This is a genomic window from Flammeovirga aprica JL-4 (assembly GCF_012844305.1).
Lineage (GTDB): Bacteria > Bacteroidota > Bacteroidia > Cytophagales > Flammeovirgaceae > Flammeovirga > Flammeovirga aprica.
Map to the genome: position 1 here is coordinate 1 of NZ_JABANE010000036.1, position 26,680 is coordinate 26,680.

The 26,680-nt window shown below is 36.8% G+C and carries 13 protein-coding genes; all 13 read left to right on the top strand.

The annotated features are described in order from the left end of the window. The first annotated feature begins 536 nt into the window (after nt 1-536). Complete coding sequence (locus HHU12_RS14260) at nt 537-2,204, top strand: sodium:solute symporter family transporter (RefSeq protein WP_169657423.1); 1,668 nt, start codon at nt 537-539, stop codon at nt 2,202-2,204. A gap of 139 nt (nt 2,205-2,343) precedes the next feature. Next, nucleotides 2,344-4,623, top strand: coding sequence for an FAD-dependent oxidoreductase (locus tag HHU12_RS14265; protein ID WP_169657424.1), 2,280 nt, complete (start codon nt 2,344-2,346; stop codon nt 4,621-4,623). A 170-nt stretch (nt 4,624-4,793) separates the two neighbouring features. Then, a complete protein-coding gene (locus tag HHU12_RS14270; protein ID WP_169657425.1) occupies nt 4,794-5,513 on the top strand; it encodes a helix-turn-helix domain-containing protein in 720 nt (239 codons plus the stop codon). A gap of 248 nt (nt 5,514-5,761) precedes the next feature. Beyond that, nucleotides 5,762-7,246, top strand: a complete 1,485-nt coding sequence (locus HHU12_RS14275; protein WP_169657426.1) for a glycoside hydrolase — start codon at nt 5,762-5,764, stop codon at nt 7,244-7,246. 37 nt (nt 7,247-7,283) lie between these two features. Continuing rightward, nucleotides 7,284-8,771, top strand: coding sequence for an arylsulfatase (locus HHU12_RS14280; RefSeq protein WP_169657427.1), 1,488 nt, complete (start codon nt 7,284-7,286; stop codon nt 8,769-8,771). Between the two features lie 6 nt (nt 8,772-8,777). After that, the gene (locus HHU12_RS14285) at nt 8,778-10,199 is read left to right on the top strand and encodes a sulfatase (protein WP_169657428.1); all 1,422 of its coding nucleotides are present in this window, start codon (nt 8,778-8,780) and stop codon (nt 10,197-10,199) included. Between the two features lie 680 nt (nt 10,200-10,879). Then, nucleotides 10,880-13,912, top strand: coding sequence for a SusC/RagA family TonB-linked outer membrane protein (locus HHU12_RS14290; protein WP_169657429.1), 3,033 nt, complete (start codon nt 10,880-10,882; stop codon nt 13,910-13,912). Between the two features lie 10 nt (nt 13,913-13,922). Then, the gene (locus HHU12_RS14295; protein ID WP_169657430.1) at nt 13,923-15,605 is read left to right on the top strand and encodes a RagB/SusD family nutrient uptake outer membrane protein; all 1,683 of its coding nucleotides are present in this window, start codon (nt 13,923-13,925) and stop codon (nt 15,603-15,605) included. 86 nt (nt 15,606-15,691) lie between these two features. Further along, nucleotides 15,692-17,620 carry a sulfatase family protein gene (locus tag HHU12_RS14300; protein ID WP_169657431.1) on the top strand — a complete coding sequence of 643 codons (1,929 nt, stop codon included), beginning with the start codon at nt 15,692-15,694 and terminating at the stop codon, nt 17,618-17,620. Nucleotides 17,621-17,645: 25 nt separating this feature from the next. After that, entirely contained in the window at nt 17,646-19,070 is a 1,425-nt protein-coding gene (locus HHU12_RS14305) for a sulfatase-like hydrolase/transferase (protein WP_169657432.1), read from the top strand. 1 nt (nt 19,071) lies between these two features. Beyond that, nucleotides 19,072-20,652, top strand: coding sequence for an arylsulfatase (locus HHU12_RS14310; protein ID WP_169657433.1), 1,581 nt, complete (start codon nt 19,072-19,074; stop codon nt 20,650-20,652). Continuing rightward, on the top strand, nt 20,589-23,219 hold the full coding sequence (locus HHU12_RS14315) for a glycoside hydrolase family 2 TIM barrel-domain containing protein (protein ID WP_169657434.1): 2,631 nt from the start codon (nt 20,589-20,591) through the stop codon (nt 23,217-23,219). The genes HHU12_RS14310 and HHU12_RS14315 overlap by 64 nt, the downstream gene beginning before the upstream one ends. Before the next feature lie 189 nt (nt 23,220-23,408). Further along, nucleotides 23,409-26,648 (top strand): glycoside hydrolase family 2 TIM barrel-domain containing protein, encoded by a 3,240-nt coding sequence (locus tag HHU12_RS14320; RefSeq protein WP_169657435.1) that lies wholly within the window; start codon nt 23,409-23,411, stop codon nt 26,646-26,648. Nucleotides 26,649-26,680 lie beyond the last annotated feature (32 nt).

Genomic DNA, 26,680 nt, shown 5'->3' on the forward strand with positions numbered 1-26,680 from the left:
TTTACCCTAGTTTTAAAAAGCAATTTACCATCTTAGATAAATACAACACTATAAATCTAAGGTTTTGTCTTAACACAAAAACGAAGCAAAAAAGTCAAGGCTTTGAAGTCAAAAGCTAAATTCCATTCCACTCGCCTAAATGATTTTAAACTCGCTTTGCTCAAACAAGAAAATCATTTTTAACGGCTCATTACATGAAATTCTAGACGCTTTTCCCTTCAAGGCCGGGGGAGCACTACCCAATGAATAAGGTAGAAAGCCCACTGTTGCGGATCTTAAACGTAAGCTTCATTCGTGTCCTGCAGATCATCAGAAATGTAGATACAAGTTGACTTTGTACTTATTAGTTAGTGTTACAGAAAACAAACAACTGTGAAATATAATATTCTAAAGCAAACACCAAACTTATTTACCCCACAATTGTAGAAACTACGATAATTCATAAATAATTAAAAAAAATAGTGGAGTGAGTTTTTAATCTTAAACTTATTATTGCTATATTAGCAATATAAATAAAGGAACTAGTTTTTTAAAAGATGGGAGCGTTTGATTTTTTAGTAATAATAATTTTTTCCCTAATTGTATTAGGCGTAGGAATTACATTTTCGAGAGAGAAAGATTTAAAAGGATTTTTTGCAGGCGGAGGAGCAGTGCCTTGGGGCATGAGTGGTCTGTCACTTTTTATGGGATTTTTCTCAGCAGGAACATTTGTCGTTTGGGGAGCTATTGCTTATGAATTCGGTGCAGTAGCTATCGCAATTCAATGGACGATGTGCATAGCGGGTTTTTTAGTAGGAAAGTTCATCGTAGAGAAATGGCATAAAACGGGGGCTGTAACTGTAGCCGAATATTTGAGATTTCGATTTGATGGAGATACTCAAAAGGTTTTTACTTACTTGTTTTTATTAATGTCATTTGCCTATACAGGAGCATTTTTATATCCTGTAGCGAAGATCATTAGTGTATCATTAGATGCTTCAATTTATACTTGTATTCTGGTCTTGGGTGTGTTTATGATTTTGTATACCACACTTGGAGGACTGAAAGCTGTAATGGTTACGGATGTATTACAATTTGTCATCTTACTATCAGCTATTATTATCGTAATCCCATTAGCATTAGATTATGTGGGAGGAGTAGAAAGTTTTATAAGTAGTTCACCTGATGAGTTTTTCGGATTAGTCAATAAGCAGTACTCACCGCTTTTCCTTTTAGCATTTGGAGTGTATAATTCCATTTTTATTGGTGGCAACTGGGCTTACGTACAGCGCTATACTTCAGTAGCAACGCCAAAAGCAGCGAAAAAAGTAGCCTATTTATTCGGTAGTTTATATATTTTCAGTCCGATTTTATGGATGTTGCCTCCAATGATATATAAAGTAGTAGATCCTAATTTGGCAGGGTTGGAAATAGAAGGAGCTTATTTATTGATGTGTCAAAAAGTATTGCCTGGCGGAATGTTAGGCCTTATGGTCGGTGGTATGTTATATGCGACAGCAAGTTCAGTAAATGGATCATTAAATATTTCGGCCGCTGTTATTACAAATGATATTGTCTTAAAACTAAAACCAAACCTGACGGACAAACAAAAAATACAGGTAGCAAGAATGGCAACTATCTTTTGTGGTGTATTTGCAATTGGTGTAGCACTTTTGGTACCATCAGTAGGAGGTATCGTAAATGTGGTATTAAGTATTAGTGCAGTGACGGGAACTTCACTTTATGCTCCGCCAATCTGGAGTTTGTTCTCTGATAGATTAGGGAAATCTCAAATCATAAAAATTACAATAGCAAGTTTACTGATTAATGTATTACTTAAAATTCTGCCGATGATCATTGATTGGGAAGGTTTAAGCAGAGCGGTTGAGATGTTAATCGGTGTTGTAATTCCATTTTCGTTATTAGCAATTAACGAAGTGATTCAAAAGAGTAAAAATAGTATTGTTAGCCATGAGGTGAGTGTGATTGCAAAAAGAAGAGATGAGGAAGTGGAAACAGCCGGAACTAATGCTTTTAGTTTAAAAGTAATGAGCTATTCATTATTTGCAGTATGTGTGCTCTTTTTGGGTATTGCAGCAACAGGAGAAGACGGATGGATATGGCTAGTGGGGATAGGTGTGCTTATAGCGGTGATGGCTTATATCTTGTTGAATAAATCAAAAGCTGCTGTAGAAGAAGAAAAACAAAAACAATTAGTAATATAAAGATAACCATAGCTCCAGTGAGTGCCTGCCTTATCACGTTTGGAAATGCGAATCACATTTTCAACACTGGAGCTTCGTTATATAAATAACGGCCTGAAAATCATCCGAAATGATAGTGGGCAAACTAGATGAAAGAATTATGATTCAAGAAACTTATAGTAAAAACAGAAGCCTTAAAGAAGTTTCGATTGAGACGGATTTATTAATAGTAGGCGGTGGATTATCTGGAACTTGTGCTGCAATCACTGCTGCTCGACAAGGAGTAAAAGTGGTTTTAGTACAAGATAGACCAGTATTGGGAGGTAATGCTTCTAGTGAAGTGAGACTATGGGCCTTAGGGGCAACTTCCCATATGGGTAACAACAACAGATGGTCGAGAGAAACAGGTGTGACAGGTGAAATTCTAGAGGAAAACCTATACAGAAATAAAGAGGGTAATGCGCTTATTTTCGATACCATTTTGATCGAAAAAGTAAAGCAAGAAGAAAACATTACTTTATTACTCAATACTTCAGCTTTTGAAGTGGCGCATGAAGGTACTCAAATTCAATCTGTAAAAGCCTTTAACAGTCAGAACTCAACGCTTTATAAGCTGAGCGCCAAACGTTATTGTGATGCATCGGGTGATGGTGTTCTTTCCTTTTTGGCAGGAGCTTCATTTAGAATGGGTGCAGAAACGATTGAGGAGTTTGGTGAAAAGATGGCTCCAAATGTAGAGCAATATGGTGAGCTTCTGGGACATACCATTTATTTCTATACAAAAGACACAGGGAAGCCCGTCAACTTCACACCTCCGGCATATGCGTTGAAGGACATTGAAGAACTGCCTAGATTCAAGAATATTCAGGCGGACCACACCGGATGTAATTACTGGTGGATTGAATATGGTGGACGTCTTGATACCATTCATGATACAGAAGATATCAAATACGAGCTTTGGAAAGTGGTATATGGTATCTGGAATTATATCAAAAACTCTGGCAATTTCCCAGAGGCAGAAAATATGACCTTGGAGTGGGTAGGTACAGTTCCTGGAAAGCGTGAAAGTAGACGTTTTGAGGGGCTTTACATGATGAAACAACAAGATATCATTAAACAAAATAAGTTTGAAGATGCTATAGCGCATGGTGGTTGGGCATTAGACCTGCATCCTTCTGATGGCGTGTATTCAGCACTTCCAAGCTGTACGCAATGGCACTCAAAAGGGACTTATCAAATTCCATTAAGAACGGCAATCAGTAGAGATATTGATAACTTATATTTTGCAGGTAGACTTGTAAGTGTTTCGCATGTTGCTTTTGGTTCTACACGTGTGATGTTGACGAGTGCTGTAGCAGCAGAAGGTGTAGCCGTGTCCGCAGCTTATTCTATTTTAAATGATGTGCTACCAAAAGAAACGGTTGAAAAAGAGCATATTACTAAAATCCAACAAGCACTTTTAGAAAAGTCATCTTACATTCCTCATCTGAAGTTAGATAAGTCGAAGTATGTAAGTTCGAAAGCAAAAGTTTCAGTTTCTTCAGAATTAAACCTTACAGAATTAAGAACTTCTGAGAACTGGAAAACATTGCAAATGCCGTCTGCTCAAATGTTGCCAATTACAAGTGATCAGAAGGAATTGTCGTTAAGAGTTCCAGTTAATGCATCGGAAGCAACAACACTTGAAGTGACATTAAAAGTAAGTCTTGACCCTACGAACTTTACACCAGAGAAAGTAATTGGTTTATATTCTAAAGAAGTAAAAGAAGGAAGCCAACATGTTGATTTAACTTTTGATGTTTCCGAATTGGGCGATACCTATGTTTTTGTTTGTTTTGCTCCAAATACAGCAATTCAGTTAAACTATTCTGAAGATAGAATAACAGGTATTTTATCAGTTTTCAGAAAAGAAAATAAAGCAGTTTCCAATTTCGGAGAGCAGAAACCACCGGCAGATATTGGTATTGATGGGTTTGAATTCTGGACACCGCAACGTCGTCCTGAAGGGCAGAATATTGCTATGCAAATCAAGACACCATTGTTTATTGGCAAAAAAGAAAATCTAAACTCTGGAATCATCAGGCCAGTACAATCTACCAATGCTTGGATTGCAGATTTTGAAGATAATCAACCTACTTTAACGTTGGAATGGGAAGAAGCAAAAGACATTTCATCCATTAAATTATACTTTGATGCTGACTTAGATCACGCCATGGAAAGTACTCAATTTGGTCATCCAGAATCAGTAGTTCCTTATTGTGTAGAGTCCTTCAGAATTAAGGATGAGAATGGGAAATGTATCTTCCAAACTGAAACAAATCACTCCACACTTTGTGAAATTTCTTTCGACCAACCTGTAAAAACGTCGAAGTTAGAAGTGGAGTTCGATCGTAAGAATAATAGCACTCCAGTTTCAATATTTGATTTTATTTGTAATTAAGTGTTATTGCTAATAGTGAAATAACGTTTTGTTGATGTTTTTGCTGAAAAAAGACGATTTTGTACCCTTTTTTGCATAAATAAGTTCATAAAAGGCTATTACAATTTTGTAACTTGCGAAGAGTTATACTACAAAATGAATTATCAATTTCTAATTAGTAATCACTAACTATGATTAGATCAAAGAAACCTGCACAACCTATCCAAGGCTTGATTGATGGATTGGATATATTGCAGACATTAACAGTACTAGACAAACCAGCTTCAGTCAAAGACATATCTGAAATGCTCAGAATGGAAAAGACTAAAGTGAACCGATTACTTAGAACACTATCTTATTTGGGTTACACATATCAAGACAGTCAAAGAAGGTATATTCCAGGTGCGGCAGTACATGTTTTAGCAGCACACTCATTACATGCATCCAAAGTTTTTCAAATCGCATTCAAGTATATTGAACCCCTTTTGGAATTGGATTGTGTAGTGGCGATGGGCGTATTGTGGAACAATCATGTTTCCTATTTGTATCACTGGTCACCGGGTATGTCTACCATGGAAGCCATTGGTAAAATGGCCGTTTATCCTTTAGAAAAATCTTCAATAGGACAAATATTATTAGCGCATAGAGATCAAGGAGACTTGGACTATACTGCACAAGACTTAAATCTTAGTCAACCGTATTTGGACCAATTGAAAATAGATAAAGAAAACGGTTACAGTGTTATTAAAAACGAGAAGACTAGTATTGCGGTAAGAGTGAATACAGCAGATGAAATTGCTATCGCTCTTTCTGATTTTGATGGAAAACACACAAACGAAGAGGTTATTGAGTTATTGAAGAGAACAACGCTTCAAATACAATCAGCCTTTCAGGGTGCTTCATCAAGATAAGTACTGAGTATTATGAAAAAAGTTATGAAACTTTTTTAATGAAGAATGTAGAATGAAGAAAAATGAACCGTATTGTGGTTCTTAGAGTGTTTTTTTCGCTGAACCACAGCACGAATTATTTTTCATCATTCATCATTTATCATTCTTCATCACAAAACTTTTGACCTACTACTTAAATTCAATCAAGAAAGTCTATCGTTTCTATTTATAAAAATATATAATTCAAAGAAATGAAAAGGCTTTGTATCATGCTAGCTTTACTACTTTCTTGTTTCCAACTTTTGGCACAAGAAAGTAGTTCTTCCCTTCAGTTAAATCTAAAATCATCTCAACGCCATCAGTTGATCAAACACTTTGGAGCATCGGATGCCTGGAGTATACAATATGTTGGTAAGGATTGGGAAGAAGACAAAAAAGAACAAATTGCTCAATGGCTTTTTTCCAATGAACTTGGGGAAGACGGTTCCCCCTTAGGTATTGGGCTTACCACTTGGCGTTATAATATTGGAGCGGGAAGTGCTGAGCAAGGAGACGCTTCCGAAATAAAAGATCCTTGGAGAAGGTCTTTTGGAATTTACGATTCACTTACTCAAAAAGTGAAAATAGCAAATCAAGCAGGGCAGTTATGGTTTCTCAAAAAAGCCAAAACATTAGGAGTGGAGCATTTCACTGCCTTTGCTAATTCACCGCCTTGTGCAATGACCAAAAACCGTTTAGCACATGGAGGAGGTGAAACTTCTCTTAATCTCTCAAGGGAAAGTTATCCACTTTATGCACAGTTTCTTTCAGATTTTCTGATGGAAATGGAAAAAGAGCAAATACATTTTGATCTTATTTCACCTTTCAATGAACCTCAGTGGGATTGGGGTAAGAAAAATGGACAAGAAGGAACTGCGGCACAAAATGATGAGATAGCTGAGTTTGTAAGCGTATTGGATAAAACTTTTCAGCAACATCAATTGAAAACAAAAATTGAAGTAGCTGAAAGCGCTCAGTACAATTATGCTTATGATCCTTCTTCAAACAGACCTGAAAGAGATCATCAATTATGGAATTTCTTTCACCCTGAAAGCCCTAATTACATTGGTGATTTACAATTAGTTTCACCATCATTCTCCGCTCATGCGTATTTCACAACGTCTCCTTTAAGCAAACTGAAAAGTAGTCGTCAGGTGATGGGAAATTTAATGAAAGATTATAAAAACCTATCTTTCTATCAGAGTGAATATTGCCTTTTAGAAAATAACGAAGAGGTGAAAGGGAAGGGAAAAGATCTGGGAATTGACCCGGCTTTGTATATGGCTAAGGTGATGCATTATGATCTAACGGTTGCCAATGCAGCTTCATGGCAATGGTGGATTTCAGTAAGCCCTTATGACTATAAAGATGGACTTATTTACGTAGATAAAAAAGACAAAACAATAGTCGAAGACTCAAAATGTTTGTGGGTATTGGGGAACTATTCAAGGTTTGTAAAACCTGGCATGCAAAGGATTTCGGCACAGTTAAAAGGTCAGTTTAATCAGGATGAATTATTAGTTTCAGCATTCCAATCCAAAAATGAAACAGTCACTGTGATTGTGAATTTAGCAGACCAACCCTTTGATATAACATTACAGAGTAGAAAGAAAAAACAGGTATATATTACTTCTGCTACAGAAAATTTAAAACATACATCTTGTAAAGATAAAATTACAATACAGCCAAGATCTGTGACCACAATAGTGAAATAAGTACAGCAAAAAACGAATTATTACAAACAACTTAAATATGAAAAACAACTTCAAATATTATTTATTGATCATTTCCTTTTGGTTTTGTTCATGTTCGATGAATAAACATCAGCAAGGAGGAAAAGAAGCATTAGATCCGAAACCTAATATTGTATTTATCCTTGTTGATGATGCAGGGTGGGGTGATTTTAGTTGTTATGGACAAGAAAAGTTTAGCACTCCCAATATCGATCAATTGGCGAAAAGTGGTATGAAGTTCAATAGTCATTATGCAGGAAGTACTGTTTGTGCTCCTTCAAGGTCCACTTTGATGACAGGTTTGCATACAGGACATTCTCCAATCAGAGGAAATAAGGAAGTCAAGCCAGAAGGGCAAGTTCCTATTCCGGCAGGCATAGCCTCATTGCCAAAGATGATGCAATCTAAAGGTTATACAACAGGAATGTTTGGTAAATGGGGGCTAGGTTATCCGGGTTCAGAAGGAGCTCCCAACAACCAGGGTTTTGATGAGTTTTATGGCTATAACTGCCAGCGATTAGCACACACTTATTATCCTTTATATTTACGTCATAACGGAGAAAAAGTAATGCTTGAGGGCAATGAAGAAGGAGGTCAGAAAGAATATACGCATCATTTAATCCATGATCAGGCGTTGAATTTTATAGACGATAATAAAGACAAGCCTTTTTTCCTTTATCTGCCTTACACTATTCCACATGCGGAGGTGGTTGCGCCTGAAGATTCTATTTTCCAGCATTACAAAGAAGTATATCCAAAAGGCAAGCCTTATGTGAATAAGCGAAATCACAATCCAAATTTGACACACGAGCAACGTTTTATGATGGGTACTTATGCGGATCAAGAATTTCCTAGAGCTGCTTTCGCTACCATGATGCATCATTTGGACAACTCAGTGGGTGAAATTATGGATAAATTAAAAGAACACGGATTGGATGAAAATACAATTATCTTTTTCTCTTCAGATAACGGTCCTCACGCAGCAGGAGGTGCAGATCCTAAATTCTTTAATTCTAATGGGCCTTTCAGAGGTATAAAAAGAGATTTATATGAAGGTGGAATTCGTGTGCCAATGATTGTTTCATGGCCTAATGTGATCAAAAAAAATACAGAAACAGATCATCCATCAGCATTTTGGGATGTATTCCCAACATTAGCAGGTATTGTAAACGCAGATATTGACCAGAAAGCAAATATTGATGGTATTTCGTTTTTGCCTACACTTTTGGGAGAAGATAAAAAGCAAGAGAAACATGATTATTTCTATTGGGAATTTCATGAGCGTGGAGGATCGAGAGCTGTTCGAATTGGCGATTGGAAAGTAGTACAAAATAAATTGAAACAGCCTTCAAAAAGTAAAGTGGAAGTGTATCACTTGCCTTCTGATCCAGGTGAAGAAAATGATGTGGCGGCAGAACATCCAGAAATTGTAAAACAAGGAGTCGATTTATTTAAATCAGCTAGAGTTCCAAACTCGACGTTCCGTTTTCCTACAGATAATATCTAGACTACGATGAAAAAAATAATCTTATTTTTATTGTTTCCTTTATGCTTGTCTCTGTCGGCATTAGGTGATGAAAAAAAGCCAGTAAAGCCAAATATTATCTTATTTTTTGTAGATGATATGGGCTGGAAAGACCCCTCGTTTATGGGATCGGATTATCACGAAACGCCCTATTTGGATCAAATGGCCGAAGAAGGAATGGTGTTTTACAATGCCTATTCTTCTGGTCCCAACTGCGCTCCATCAAGAGCATCCATGATATCAGGACAGTATACGCCACGTCATGGGAAAATTGCAGTTTGGGATTCCAAAAGAGGCCCTGAAGATAAAATGCGTTTGGAGCCAGTTCCAGACCAAGAGCTTTCATTGGACAACTATACGATGGCAGAAGCCTTAAAAGATGGAGGTTATGTTACAGGTATTTTTGGAAAATGGCACATTGCAGGAGAAGCTTCAGAACAAGGTTTTATGGTCGATAAATCCACTGAGCCCAAAGAAATAAAGTTCAAGAAAACCAACGACCCTAAAGATATTTACAAGTTGACAGATGAAGCTTGTGAATTTATGGAGGAGCATAAAGAGCAACCATTTTTTCTCTATTTGCCCCATCATGCAGTACATGCCAAGTGGGAGGCGCGACAAGAAATGCTGGAGTATTTTAAATCCAAAGAAAAAGGGACCTTACACAATAATCCAGTATATGCAGGGATGATGAAACATATGGATGAGAGTTTAGGTGCGATCATCAATAAGGTCAAGGAACTTGGAATAGATGATAATACAATCATTGTTTTTACTTCTGATAATGGCTCTTTGGGCAAAATTCATCAAGATCCGCTAAGAGGTGTAAAAGGTATGCTTTATGAAGGAGGGATAAGAGTGCCCATGGTAGTTTGGTATCCTTCTAAAATAAAAGCTGGAACCTCTTCTACAGAGTCAGTAGTTAATACAGATTTTTACCCCACATTTTTAGACCTTGCGGGCTTAAAAGCACCAAAGGATAAAATTTTGGATGGTGAGAGTTTAAAGGATTTGTTTTTTGGTAAGAAAACCCAATTAAAAAGAGAATCGATTTTTTATCATTACCCCAATTATTTGGATGGTAAAAATGCAAGAGGGGGTAGAGATCCTTACTTTAGAAACCGACCTGTTACGGTGGTGATCAATGGTGATTGGAAGTTATTATTTTATCATGAAGAATATGTTTTGGATGGAGGACTTGAGAAGATTGACCAAAACAACATGGTAGAGTTATACAATATCAAAGAGGATATTTCAGAATCAAATAATCTTGCTTTAACGCAAAAAGAAATAAGAGATAGATTGTTAAAAGATTTACAACTGTGGATGAAGCAAACTAATGCTCGATTAGCGATGAAACCTACTACGGAAAATTATAGACAACCTATCGAAGAACGAAAAGGTGATTAGTAGCGTAATACTGAATACTTGAACTTGGAATTAGTTCGAAGAAGTATCTTAAGCAACTTTTTATTTATGATAATTAGTTGCTTTTTTATTTAGATTTCATAACAATTATCCTCTTCATTTTAAATAATATATCAAAATACACTGACCTTTCTAAAAGCTTTCCTATTCCAAAATTTAATTTAAAATACTAAGTTTGCTAGTAGATAATGCCACATTCCTCATAGAATTTATTATAAAATGTTTTTTAAGTACAGAGTCAAAAATAAATCACAGTTAATTCTATTCAATTTTTTGTGAGTACAACGCTAAAAAACGTATTAATAATGGTTCTATTGAAAATTTTTTGAAGGAAGTAATCGCAAAACAATAAATAGAATTGGTATGAGATAATTTTGAATTTGTACTTATTACATCAATTCTTTTGTTATCGTATTTTTTAAATTTTGATAAAATATTGGTCTTATTTTGATTTAAAATGAATGTTAGTTCATTTTTTAAGCTATTCACCTATAAATCCCTTAAAAAATAACATTTTTTGATGATTAGTGTTGAAAGTACATAATAAATTGCTATATTAGCAATATAATTAAAGGGCAGGCATTGATTATAACAGATAACTTAAAAATTGCCGACAACACAATTTTTAACTTTTTCGCTTAATTTTTTAAAAAGAAGAGTTTATGCCGATTACAGTATTGATGAAATGGCGCATATTATTACTTAGTATGGTGGGTATATTCCTATGGAATAATGCCTTAGCGCAACAGGAAAAGATAACTATTTCAGGAACGGTCGCTGACCCGGATGGAAATCCAGTTATTGGAGCAAACATTGTTATAGCAGGTACAACAACAGGAACTATGACAAACTTTGATGGAAAGTTTAAATTAGGAGTACCAGTAAATTCAAGAATCATTGTAACATCCATCGGTTATGAAGAAAAGACAATAAATGTAGGAACAAGTACAGAATTTGATATTGTTCTTAGAGAAGCACAAGAACAATTAAATGAAGTCGTAATTATTGGTTACGGTACACAAAAGAAAGCGGACTTAACAGGTGCCGTAGCATCAGTAGATGCTGAAGTCATTGCAGAAAGAAAAACACCACAATTATCACAAGCACTTCAAGGATCTATTCCGGGTGTGACAGTGACAAGAAGCAGCGGTGAGCCAGGTTCTACAGGTGATATTCTGATCAGGGGTCAGACTACCTTGAACAATAGTACACCACTCGTAATGATTGACGGAGCACCAGGTGCTATCGATGATGTCGATCCTGAAGATGTTCAATCACTAACAGTTCTAAAAGATGCCGCTTCAGCAGCGATCTATGGTTCAAGAGCGGCAGCAGGTGTAATTATCATCACTACGAAGAGAGCTAAAGTAGGCGAGTTGTCGGTTACTTATAATGGAGATGTAGGTATTCAGAGACCAACTACTTTACCTGAAATGGTAGACGTTCAGGATTATTACAGAATGCAGAATGAGTATAAAGAAAATGATGGTTTAGCACCTTTATGGTCAGATTATTACATTAATAATTATAAAGATAACTCAGTGGTAAACCCTGATTTGTACCCTAATACAGATTGGCAAAATGAGTTGCTGAAAAAAAATGCGATTCAGCAAAGACACAACTTCTCTATTGCAGGAGGTAACGATGTTGTTCGATCGAAAATGTCATTTGGTTACTCTGCTCAAGAAGGTTTGATTCCTAACTTTAACTGGGAAAGATATACTTTACAGTTGAATAATAACATCAAAATTAATAGGAAGTTAAAAGGTGCTTTGGATATGTATTTAAGACAAAGCAACAAAGAACAACCTAATGAAGGACATCATTCAAACTCATTCTATGCGGGTGCTAGGTCTTTACCAGCTTTCTATCCTGCTTACTGGAGTGACGGAACATTTGCGAACGGAAAAGATGGTAATAACCCCGTTGCATTTGTAAACAAAGGTGGTTATAAAGATAATCAAACAAACTTTGCTAGATTCCGTGCAAGATTAGATTTCCAACCGATCAAAGATCTTACAATTTCAGCACAAGTGGCTCCGAAATTCAATTTCAACAATTCAAAAAATATGTTGAGAGTAATTGATTATTATGATATGGAGGGGAATTGGATTGGTAACACGGGCAAGAGTCAGGATAAATTGACGGAATCTCGTAATGAATCTTTCTCTATAAATCAGCAATACACGATTACGTATAATAAGAGAATCAATAACCATAATTTCTCGGCATTAGCAGGTTATGAAAGTAATTATTACAGAGAAAAAACATTAGAAGCAGAGCGTATAGGTTATGTGTTACCCGATTATGACGAACTTAATGCAGGTAACGTGGATATGTGGAGTAACAAAGGTGGACAAAGTGAAAATGCATTGTCTTCAGTTTTTGCCAGAGTTTCATATAACTATAAGAACAAATACTATATTCAGTCTAACATCAGATATGATGGTTCATCAAGATTCCACCCTGACCATAGATGGGGATTCTTCCCTTCAGTATCAGGTGGCTGGAATATCTCAAACGAAGATTTCTTGATGAATGTAGATTGGTTATCAAACTTAAAAGTAAGAGGTTCATGGGGACGTTTGGGTAACCAAAGAGTGGGTAACTATGCTTACACAGCCAACATGAGCAGATCAAACTCATATGTATATGCAGGAGGTGTAGTTGTTCCATTGACGTCTTACGCACAGCAAGATATGGCCATCGAAAATATCACTTGGGAAACTACAGAAGGTTATGATATTGGTTTTGATGCCGCTTTCTTAGATGACCGTTTGAATGTAAACTTCGACTGGTATTACAAAAGGACTTATGATATCTTATTAAAATTAGACATTCCTCTTTATTTAGGTTATGCTAATCCTCCTTTACAAAACGCAGGTATTGTAGATAACCAAGGATGGGAAGTAACAGTAAATTGGAGAGATATCATCAATGATGACCTTTCTTACTCGATTGGTTTTAACTTATCAGACAACAAAAATACAGTTGTTGATATGAAAGGAGCTAATCAATTAGGTAATCAAGTAACAATGGAAGGCCAAGAATATAAGGCTTGGTACGGTTATGAAAACTTAGGTTATTTTGGTGACGATCACGCAGATCATGCAAAGTTGACAGGTCAAGAGATGCCAGGTGATATCCGTTATAAGAAACAGCCAGGAGGAGAAAGTGAAATGATTAATGCTGAAGAAGATAGAGTAGTGATTGGTAGTTCATTGCCGAGATATACTTTTGGAGCAAACTTCGGTGTGAATTATAAAAACATTGATTTTGGATTGATCTTGCAAGGTGTAGGAAAAACAGATGTAATGTTATCAACTTCACAAGTACAACCTTTCAGCGGATCTTTCAGAAACTATCCATCTTACATAGTGGGTAACTACTGGACTCCAGAAAACACAGATGCAGATTATCCTAGACTTTCTGATCAAGGTGCAAAATCAAACTATGCGAAATCAGATTTCTGGTTAGTAAATGGTGCTTACTTAAGAATCAAGAACATTACTTTAGGTTACACTTTACCAAGGTCTCTTCTGAAGAAAGTGGGTGTGAAGAAGTTCAGAATTTATGCTTCAGTAAATGATTTGTGGTCATTTAATCACATGCCAAAAGGTTGGGATCCAGAAATATCATCGACTGATTACCCACTATTGACTACATACATGACAGGTATCAGCTTGAAATTCTAAAAATTGAAAAATGATGAAAAAGATTTTTAATCTAAGAAATATAGCCGTCGCTGCATTAGTTTTGTTCAACACTTCTTGCACAGATTTGGATCTGTATTCAAGAACTTCTCCATCAACAGGTGACTTCTATTCTACAGAAGCTGAGTTGGAAGTAGCAGCAAATGAATTTTACAGAGACTTTATGTTCCCTACTGATACTGATAAATACTCCGATAATGTATTTACAAGATCAGGATCAGGACACGAATTATACAAAGGTACTTCAACCTCACAATCAGGAATATTTAAGAACAGATGGACTGATTGCTATAAATCAATCACTCGTGCAAACATGATGCTCCACTATATGTATAGAGCAGAAAATGTGACACCAGAAGCAACGTGGTTGAGATTGAGAGCTGAGGCGTTATTAACGAGAGCACACCAATACCTGTACTTAGCCACTCACTATGGAGACGTACCTTTATTGTTGGAACCTATTCCATTAGAAGAAGCATATGATATTCGTCGTACAGATAAAGAAGCAGTAATTGATCAAGCAATGGACGATCTTGATTTTGCGATTGAATACCTTCCAGAAGAATATGTAACTGCAGATGTACAACGCTTCACTAAAGCAAGTGCACTAGCTATTAAATCTCGTTATGCTCTATATGCTAAACGCTATAAAGTAGCAGCAGAAGCAGCAAAAGCTTTAATGGACGATGGCAAATATGAGTTATATCCTAGCTATAGAGAACTGTTCTTAGAAGATGGACAGAATAGCAGTGAGGTTATTATTGCTTTGCCTCAATCAGTAGCTTATGAGGAAAAGAAAAATATCCAGTACGAAATTCAAAGAAACGTTGGCGGATATGCTTCAACAACTCCTACTTATGAGTTGATTGATAGCTATGAAACTGCTGAAGGATTACGTATTGATGATGAAGATGCTTCTTATAGTTATTTGAATCCGTTCAATAATAGAGATCCACGTTTGAAGATGAGTATTCTTACTCCAGGAGACTCATTAATGAACATGCATTGGGAACCTTTCAAAAAAGAAACTTGGGATATCCAGGAAGAGAAAAGTATAAAGAATATGGACTCTTGGTTGTCTAATACTCAAGGTTCCGCCAACCCGGCAGGCTTGCTTTTCAAGAAAGGTATTTCTGATGCCATGAGAGGAAGTTTTGATTTGGTAGATGTAGATATCATTTTATATCGTTTTGCTGAAACACTTTTAATTTATGCTGAAGCAAAATTAGAGCTTGGTGAAATTGATCAAACGGTATTAGATGCCATCAATAAAGTACGCCAAAGAGCATATGCTCAACAAATTGCAGAAGGAGGAGCCTATCCTGAAGTAACAACTACTGAAGCGGATAAGTTGAGAGAAATTATCCGTAGAGAAAGAAGAGTAGAGTTAGCAAATGAAGGCTTAAGATATATGGATTTAGTACGTTGGAACCTTGCAGACAAGGCACTTAACCGCCCGATGCTTGGTCTTAAAACAGAAGGCATTTCAGAAGAAAGTAATATGTTTTCCGCTATCGCCGAGTTTGATGAAAATGGCTTGCCGACTTATGATCACGTTTTAGATAACCACAACATTTTATTGAATAGAGTGTTTCCGGAACGTCAGTACATTTGGCCGATTCCTTTTCAAGAAAGTGTGACGAATCCTAACCTCGGGCAAAACCCAGGTTGGTAGTTAACGGTAATAGAATAAAATAATGAATAGCAAACAAGGAGTTTCTTAGGCTCCTTGTTTCTTAAAAACTTAATGTAAATGAAATTATGCATACTGTTAGATATTTACTTTATTTAATTAGTGTATCAATGTGGGCTTGTACCAGCAATCCTGCATCTTCTAAAGGAGAGCAAACGAATTCCAAACCCAACATTCTTTGGATTACGATAGAAGATACATCTCCACATTTTATAGGTGCTTATGGTAATCAACACGCCAAAACGCCCAATATGGATGCACTAGGGAGAGAGGGTTTTAAAATGAATAATGCTTTTTCTACTGCTACTGTTTGTTCACCATCAAGATCATGTATTATTACGGGTATACATGCCAATCGATTAGGAACTGCAAATCATAGAAGCACAATAGAAATTCCTAATGATGTAAAGGCTTTTCCCTACTACTTAAAGGAAGCAGGTTATTTTACAACGAATAATAATAAAACAGACTATAATTTCGCACAAGAAAAAGCAAAAGTGACCGAAGCCTGGGATTTTAGCAAAGGAAAAACAGGCTGGTGGGACAGAGCAGATGATCAGCAACCTTTCTTTTCGGTTTTCAACCTGATGACATCTCACGAATCTTACACCATGGTCAATCCTCATACTTTTTATGAGAAGAAAGTAAAAAATGTATTGTCCGAAGTGGAACTTACAAAACCGGAAACCATAGAACTACCTACTTTCTATGCAGATAACAAGGAAATGAGGTCTTATATGGCAAGAATGTATGATTGCATTACGCTGACGGATAAAAAAATAGGAGAAATCATCACTAGACTAAAAGAGGATGACTTGTTTGAGAATACGATCATCTTTGTTTTTGCGGATCATGGTGAGGGATTACCAAGATTTAAAGGAGCAGGACTGAACTTAGGACATCAAGTACCCATGTTTGTACATGTACCGGAAAAGTACAAACACCTTTTAAAAACTAAAAAAGAAGAATTTGAAAATAGAATAGTATCATTTGAAGATCTTGCCCCTACAATTTTGTCTTTGGCTGGAATAGAAAAGCCAAAGTATATGCAAGGTGAGAACATTTTTGGAAAAGACTATCAACGTCAATATGTATGGGGTGGTCGTGATGGCTGTGGAGAGGTGATCGATCAAGTGAGAACAGTGACGGACGGCCGTTATACTTACGTGAGAAATTATATGACAGATTACCCAATTGTACAATGGCACAAATACTCCGATAATGCAGATATCTTGAAAAAAATGCATAAAGATACCAAAGGAAATGCATTGGACTCTATCCAATACGAAGTACTAGGAGAAGGTAAAAAAGCAGAGTGGTTGTTCGATAACCAAAATGATAAGTGGAATGTCAATGATTTGTCAGACGAAGCAGCGTACCAATCTTTGATGACAAAATTCAGAGCCATCAATAAAAAAGAAATTTTAAAACAAAGAGATTTACATTTTATACCTGCTGGCGAAGCTGCGAAGAGATCAAAAGAGAGCACACCTTTTGAAGCAATGTCGAGTGATAGTGTTTATCCTTTAGAAAGCCTATTGCAAGTAGCAGAACTTTCTGGCAGAAGTGAATACTATAAAAGGAAACAATTGGCGTTTCTATCCTCAACGCTTCCAATGCAACGTTATTGGGCTTTGGTGGGGCTGAGAGCACAGGAATTAGACAAAGAAGATTTGTCTCAAATTAAAAAACTGCTTGATGATGAAAATCCTTTTAATCAAATAGAAGCGGCCACAATTTTATACCGAACAAATCATTCGGTAGAAGCCAAAAAAATATTAGAGAAACAGGGCAAATCTGATAACGCATTTATTGCTTGGCATGCCGTCAGAGCAATTCAAATGATGCCGACTTCAGAATACAAAGCCTTTGCAAATACATTTAGATATGTGACTACTTCTTTAAAAGGGAGAGCCAAAAATAACCGTAAGCATGAAATCTATAATGCAATTAACGGAGCATCACAGGCACTAGAAATTATAAAATCTAATTATTAACCGACATTCTAAAAAAAATAAACAAATGAAGAAATTAATATCGTACTTATCCGTTGGAATTTTATTGTTTTCCTCTTGTCAAAAGACACAAAATGATACCTCAAAGGTAAAAGAAGAAAAACTGCCCAATGTAGTTATTTTTCTAGCAGATGATGCAGGCTATGCTGATTTTGGTTTTCAGGGGTCTAAAAATATTCCCACTCCAAACCTTGATAATTTAGCAAGTGGAGGAGTTGTATTTACAGATGCGCACACCACATGTTCAGTATGCAGCCCATCAAGAGCAGGTTTATTGACGGGTAGATACCAACACCGTTTTGGTCATGAAAATAACTTCTTGCATGGCAAATACGGTATGGATACTACGGAGGTGACAATGGCAGATGTCTTAAAAACGAAAGGGTATAATACGGCTATTTTTGGTAAGTGGCACTTAGGTACTCAAGATTATTTCCATCCAAACAGCAGAGGTTTTGATGAGTTTTATGGTTTCTTGGGTGGTCACAGAGGGTATTTCTTCAACCCTGACAAATATGATGGTGCGGACAAAACTTCCACACAAATCAATCATAATGGTAAGCATGAAGCATTTGAAGGTTACTTAACGGATGTTTTAGCAGATAGAGCAATCGACTTTATTCAAGACAGCAAAAAAAGCGAAAAGCCTTTCTTAGCATTATTATCTTTCAATGCGGTGCATACTCCATTGCAAGCGAAAGAAGAAGACTTGGAAAAATTCAAAGATCATCCAAGACAAAAAGTAGCAGCAATGACTTACTCTTTAGATGAGGCGATTGGTAATGTGATGGAAACATTGAGAAAAGAAGGATTAGAAGAAAATACACTGGTCTTTTTCTTTAGTGATAACGGTGGCACAGGTAATGGCGATAACTCTCCATTGAAATCAAATAAAGGTTATGAGTTTGAAGGAGGACACAGAGTGCCTTACTTAATGTACTGGAAAGGACAGGTAAAAGGTGGAGTCACTTATGATGGATTGACTTCTACACTAGATGTAATGCCTACTATTCTTAAAGCGGCTGGTATCGACAAAACACCAAAACAATTGGATGGTGTAGACCTTTTGCCTTTCGTAAATGGAGCACAAGAAGGTATGCCTCATGATGAATTATACTGGAGAATTGGAGATTGGAAAGCTGCTCGTTATAAGAATTATAAATTAGTAAAAGCTGAACAAGTAGGTCATGTAGTTTATAATTTAGATGAAGATATTTCAGAGCAAAAAGTATTAAACGATGCATTGCCAAAGGTTGAAAACAAGTTATTGACCAACCTTACAAATTGGGAAAATGATGTGATTGCTCCGGCATGGCCAGGTACTGCAGGTTGGACTGAAGTAAAAAGATATGCTTACGGTGATCTTTTTGAAAACCGTAAACCTACTATCACAAGCCCTGGTCAATTGAAAAAACTTAAGGTTCAAAAATAAGATGAGATCTACATACAGCTTGACTAAATACTTGCCGATTCTATTGTTGCTGTCCTTCGCCTGTAGTGCGAAGGGTGGTGATAAGAATAAAAAGGTACCAAAGAAGCCGAACATTATTGTGATTTTGGCAGATGATATGGGTTTTTCTGATCTTGGATGTACAGGTAGTGAAATCAACACCCCCAACTTAGATCAGCTAGCCTCAGACGGTATACTGTTTACTAATTTCTACAATACTCCGAGGTGTGCACCTTCAAGGGCATCATTACTAACGGGATTGTATGCTCATCAAACGGGTGTTGGACACTTGGTGGAAGATTGGGAAAAACCGGGTTATAAAGGTTACCTCTCCAAAAATGCGGTGACTACGGCAGAGGTCTTGAAAGAGAATGGTTATCATACCATAATGTCTGGAAAATGGCATTTGGGAGATGATCGTGAACATTGGCCTAATGAAAGAGGATTTGAAGATTTTTACGGTATTCCAGCAGGTGGAGGCGTCTATTTTTACCCTACAAAATTCTTGAATAGAGAAGTTTATAAGAATGGTGTAAAGACGGAGGAAAATCCTGATACGTTTTATTCTACCAATAATTTTACTGATGAGGCCATTCAATTTATAGAGCAATCAAAAGGAGAACAAAAGCCGTTTTTCTTGTATATGGCACAGATTGCACCTCATTTTCCCTTACAAGCTTTGCCGGAGGATATTGAGAAGTACAAAGGTAAATATGAAGTGGGGTATCATGCCATTCGTGAGCAGCGCTTTGCCAAGCAAAAAGAATTGGGTCTTTTCCCAGAAGATTTAGAAATGACGAAGGGAGAGCATCCGAAGTGGGATGAATTAGAAGATGCCGCAACAGAAGCTCACAAAATGAGTGTTTATGCGGCTCAGGTGGATCGATTGGATCAAAATATCGGAAAACTGATTGATTACCTGAAGAAAGAGAATATGTACGATAACACGGCTATTTTCTTCTTATCAGATAATGGTGGATGTCATCAAATGGTCAACCGTTCTCCGGGTGTAACACCGGGTGGGAAAGATTCTTTTATCTCTTATGGACACTGGTCTAATGTGAGTAATACCCCTTTCAAATTGTGGAAAAGAGAAACGATGGAAGGAGGAATTAGAACCCCTTTTATCGCTCATTTTCCGAAGGATATAAAAGTAAAAAAAGGATTAAATACGCAACCTGCACATATTATTGATGTGATGACTACTTGTTTAGAACTTGCAGGTGTAGACTACCCTAATACTTACCAAGGCAATACAATTTATCCTTCGGAAGGAGAAAGTATTTTATCCTTAGCGAAAGGGCAGAAAACGGATCAGAATAGAATACTTTTCTGGGAGCACGAAGGCAACAAAGCACTTCGACAAGGGGACTGGAAAATGGTGAAAAGAAAGAAGTCAGACTGGATGTTATTCAACATGAAATCAGATCCTTTAGAAGAGAATAATATTATCGATCAATATCCAGAAAAAGCCAAGGAATATACAGTGGCTTATCAGCAATGGATGACGGATCATTTTGTGGAGGAATGGCCTGCAAAAAAGAAAAAGAAGAAACTAAACTAACAATGATGAGAAATAGCTTAATATTTGGTTTGTTGCTATTGTTTTTCGGGCAGGGATTCGCTCAGGAAAAAATAGTATTGAACGGCATCTGGGATTTTAAAATTGACCGTTATAACAAAGGACTAGCCGATGAATGGTTCCTTCATCCTCAAGCCCAGCAATGGGGTAAACTGGAAGTACCTGGAAACTGGGATACTGAAAATGAATACGCCAATTTTTCTGGTGTAGCTTGGTATCATACTTCCTTTGAAACGGAAGCAGGCATGAAAGACAAATTAGTACGTCTTTATTTTGAGTCGGTTTACAATGAAGCCACTGTTTGGTTAAACGGTGAAAAGTTGGGAATAAACCCTTTTGGATTCCTGCCTTTTGAATACAAAATCACAGATAAACTCCGTACTGACGGTCCTAATGACTTGGTGTTGAGAGTGGACAATACTTTCAAAAGAGGAGCCATTTGGAACTGGGGCGGTATCCGTAGACCGGTACATTTAGAAGTCACTGAAAAGTCAAGACTAGTGGCTCAGAAGGTGACAGCAGAACCGAACCTGAAGAAAGGGACTGCCGCTATTGCTATGAATTTAGCCTTTGAAAACAATAAGTCAGAAGATAAAACGCTGACTTTTGAAATAGAAGTGACAAGCAAGGAAAATCCATCAAAAGTAATTGTCAAAAAGAAAGGAAATATTGCTGTAGGAAAAGGGGGGACAAAAGTGACGGATATACATTTCAACTTAGCTAAAAAGTATGTGAAACTTTGGGATTACAACCATCCCCACCTTTACCGCTCTAAAGTTTCTGTTTTTGACGGAAATGAAAAAATTCAAGAGCAAACGGACCAATTTGGTATTAGAAAGCTGGAAGTGGTGGGAATGGAATTACATCTCAATGGTAAAAATTTCAGACCGCTAGGTTTCAATATGGTGCCAGATGATCGTTTTACCGGCAATACTTTACGAAGAGAAAGAATTCTGGAAGATATCGCATTAATGAAAAGCTTGGGAGCCAACTTTGCTCGTGTAAGCCACTTACCATTGCCTAAAGAATACCTTGATTTATTAGACGAGAACGGTATTATGACTTTTGAAGAAGTGGCGCTTTGGGGTAAGGACAAATGGGTAGATCCTAATCATCCAATGCCGAAAGCATGGTTGGAAACAATGATCTCCACGAAATATAACCATCCGTCTGTCATTGGTTGGAGCGTAGGAAATGAGATCGGTTACCGTTCTGCCAATCCATTGGTAAATGAATATGTGAAATCAGCGATTGATCACGCGAAAAAATTAGATCCTTCTCGTTTGGCCGTTTATGTTTCTCACTCTGCTCAGAATCAAGATAACGATGCCTCTCAATATTGTGATATGGTCATGTTGAATATTTATGGTGGATGGGGTAACGCCTTAAAAAAATGCCATAAAAACTTTCCGAATAAACCCATCTTTATGAGTGAATACGGAGGACGATTAACGGAAGAATTTCCAAATGAGGGAATTGTAGACGGCAAGAAAATGCTCGATCAGATGAGAGGAAAAGACTACTGTGTAGGTGCATCGCTTTGGACACTCAATGATTATAGAAGTATGTGGCACGGCAGTACGGGCTGGGCTACCACTGAGTCTCAAAATAGAGCTTGGGGATTGGTGAATACGTACAGACAAAAGAAAAGAGCTTACTTCCATTTTAGAGAACAATATGCACCTTTTGATACGCTATTTGTAGAACATAATCAACTAGTAAATACAAAACAGCAAAGTCAGATTGTATTGCAGCCAAGACCAGAAAAAGGCCTTCCAGCCTACGAACTAATTGATTACAATTTGGTGGTGAAAACTTTTGATAAAGAAGGAAAAGAATTGACTTTTAGCACAAAGAAATTACCGAATATCTATCCTGGAGGAAAGGAATTAAAAGTAGGTTTTGAATGGAACAAAAATGCCGATGTTGCGATGATGCAAGTGTTAGTGACTGATGCCCTAGGATATGATATTTTTAATATCAACGAGTATTTCACCGCGCCAGCAACACCTGCAGTAAGAACGATTTTAAACTCTACGGCGAAGGGAAGAATTGTATTTGAAAAAGTGTGGAATGCTGAAGAATATAAATTGTATTATAAAGGTAAAGATGGAGAGGTAAAAGAAACTGAACCTACTATTGATCCTTATATTCAATTAGGTCAATTGAAGAAAAATAAAAAGTTCGATTGTGAATTAGTAGCCCTAAATAGTTTCGGTGAAAGTGAGAAATTTGCCTTTGTTTTTGAAAAGAACGAAGAAGAATTACCTCCGTTAATCTTCACAATGCAAGGTGGAAATAATTGTATTTTTATTGGATATGATTCACATCCTTCAGACTTTTTATATGATGTGAGGTATGGCACAAAAGAAGGTGAGTTTGAGCAAGAAATGTCTTTCAACTTAAGAGGATCTTATAAGATTCCAAACCTCAAGCCCAATACCACTTATTATGTTCAAATGAGAAAAAGAATGCAATGGGGATTTGCTTCACAATGGAGCGAAACTTATAAAATAACAACTAAGAATAATCAAGAGACTGCTCAATAGTTATTTAGTTAACGATCAGGTCTATTGGGAGGACTGCATACTCTCGGTAACCAAAATAAAGTAGAAACTTAATGTAAGTAACAAAGTAGGAACACTACGCTGTGGTGTTCTTACTTACTTGATTATCTAAGAGCATGTTTGAAACATGCTTTAAGGGGCAATATTTTCATCTAAAGAATATCAATAAAAATGAAATACAAAATAGTAATGGCTATGCTGGCGGCAGGTATGTTTGCTTGTAGTCCATATTCAAAATATGAAGAAGTAAGTTGGGAAGAAAAAACGGAATTAGAGTGGCAGAACCCTTCCGTTTTCCAAATCAATAGATTAGAACCGAGAGCTCATTTTATTCCTTTTGCAACGGAGAATGAAGTGGCTTCAAAAAATATAAACAAATCATCATTGGTCCAATCTTTAGATGGGCAATGGAAGTTTAGCTACGCGAAAACGCCTTCAGAACGACCTTTTTATTTTTATAAAACTGATTATGATATCAGAGACTGGGAAGAAATAACAGTTCCGGGTTCTATCGAAGTGCAAGGCAATGGTTATCCAATTTATACCAACGTAAAATATCCTTTTACACTTGATAAAGCAACGCATAATCAGGGCAAATATATTTTACCGGAGGAAAACTCAGTAGGGTCTTATAAAACAACCTTTGAAATCGCAGATACTTGGGGAAATCATGATGTGATTTTACATTTTGGAGGTGTCGCTTCAGCATTTTATGTGTGGGTAAATGGAGAAAAAGTAGGGTACAGCCAAGGGTCAAAAACACCTGCTGAATTTGATATTACACCTTATCTGAAAGAAGGCAAAAATGACTTAGCAGTAGAAGTATACCGCTTTTCGGACGGTTCTTATTTAGAAGATCAAGATTTCTGGCGTTTGAGTGGTATTCACAGAGAAGTGATGCTACTGGCTAGACCAAAAGCACATTTAGAGGACTTTGATTTGCTGACACAGCTGGACCTTACTACTAAAAATGGTACTTTGGACTTCAAGGTTTCTACTTCAAAAGAGGTGTATTATACGGTAGTGAAGCTTCTTGATGAATCGACAAATCAATTCATTTATGAATCGAAAGTAGCGGTTGAGAGTGGAAAAGGATCACTTCATACTGTTATTGAAAATGTAAAACCTTGGACTGCTGAAACACCAAATGTTTATACTGCTTATATCACGATGATCGATAAAAGTGGAAATGAGGTGGAACATATTTATCAGAAGGTTGGCTTTAGAACGGTAGATATCAAAAATGCTCAATTGAGAGTAAACGGACAGCCTGTTTATGTGAAAGGTGTCAATTTACATGAGCATCATCCTATTACAGGTCACTATGTTGATGAGGCTACAATGTTGAAAGACTTGAGAGTAATGAAAGAGCATAACATTAATGCGATACGTTTTTCTCACTATCCTCAACCAGAAAGATTGTATGAGTTAGCCTTGGAAAATGGCTTTTATATCTGCGATGAGGCCAACATTGAAGTGCATGGTTTTGGTGCGGCATTGCAAGGGAAATTTAATAAAGAATACCACCCTGCTTACCAAGAATTATGGGCGCCTGCATTCTTAGATCGAATTAAAAGAATGTACAAAAGAGATCGTAATCAGTCCGCTGTGATTGTATGGTCGATGGGTAATGAATGTGGTAACGGAGACGTCTTTTATAAAGGATATGAAATGCTTAAAGATTGGGATGATAGCAGACCTGTGTCCTTTGAGCAAGCAGGTGAAAACACAAATACAGATATTGTAGCACCTATGTACCGTTCACCAAAAGGAGTGGAGAAATATGCTAAAAAGAACCCTGAACGCCCAATGATTTTATGTGAGTATTCTCACGCAATGGGCAACTCGAACGGTGATATCAAAGACTACTGGGAAATTTTTGAGAAGTACCCTCAATTGCAAGGTGGTTATGTTTGGGATTGGGTAGATCAAGGTATACAAACGACGGACAGCAATGGAACAGCATACATGGCTTATGGAGGTGATTTTGGCCCGGATGATGTGCCTAGCGATGGAGCATTTTGTATCAATGGATTGGTCTCTGCGGAGCGTGAACCTCATCCTGCATTATCTTCAGAAGTAAAGAAGGTGTACCAGAATATTGGAATTGCTTGGGATAAAAAGCAAAAATCAGTGAAGGTAACGAATAAGTATGCTTTTATTGATCTATCAGATTTTGTAGTTCACTATGAGCTAAAAGGAGCTGGTGAACTTGTATCAAAAGGTACAATTGATTTGACGGATGTAAAACCGTATGCGACAAAGACTTTTGAATTACCAATCATCAATACAAAACTAGATAATACAGTAGATTATTATTTGAATTTCAAAGTGTTAAAGAAATCTCCATTTAAACTGCTGAAGAAAGATCATGTTTATGCTACAGAGCAATTAGTGTATCAAAAAGCAAGCAGTCAACTTTTTGTCAATACAGATGGAAAACAACTGACACATGATAAATCTGATACAAATCTAGTCGTGAAAGGTGAAGGTTTCTCTGTCAACTTTGATCTTGAAAAAGGAGAAATGATTTCATGGAAACAAAAGGATGTAGAATTACTGGAGAAAGGTTTTAACCTAGACATGTACAGAGGTTGGACGGATAATGACTTCGGTATGAAATTCGACAAGCGTTCTAAAATCTGGAAGTTCAATCCTCAAGATATTTTTACAAAATCCTTTATCAAAATTACGCCTCAGTCTACTGAAGTAACGATGAATTATGAATTGAAGAAAGAGGAAAAAGTGGTAGCGAAGATGTCTATGAAATATAGCGTTTTCCCATCAGGTGATATTGCTGTATCGACTACTTTAAATCCATTGGAGAAAGAGTTGCCAATGATGCCACGTTTTGGAGTACAGGCACAATTCCCTGTAGCGTACAACCAAGTGAGTTATTTAGGTAGAGGTCCAGAAGAAAATTATATAGACCGTAACTATGGTACACATATCGATTGGTATACTTCGAAAGCGAAGGATTTATACTACCCTTATGTTCGACCTCAAGAGAATGGAAACCATACGGATACAAAATACTTTACATTGACCAATGCCGAAGGAGAAGGAATTTTATTCGTCTCAGAAAACGAGTCCTTCAACTTTACTGCCTTAAGAAACAATCATGACGACTTTACTTCTGAAGAGCGTACAGACGGTCGTCAAATTGATGGACGAAAAGTAGTCAACAGACATACGAATGATGTGAAATTGAGAAACGAAATATACCTGAATATCGATCATGGATCAACGGGTGTTGGAGGTGTCAACTCTTGGGGAGCTTGGCCACTTGAGCAATACCGTTTACAGCCAGCTAAGATGTCTTATTCATTTAGAATGAAAGCAATATTGAAAAGTGATAACCTGCATGAAGAAGGTAATAAGAAATTACCGCCATCGAAATTAATGTTATAGACAATGTAGTGTAGAATTTGGGTCACCTAAGT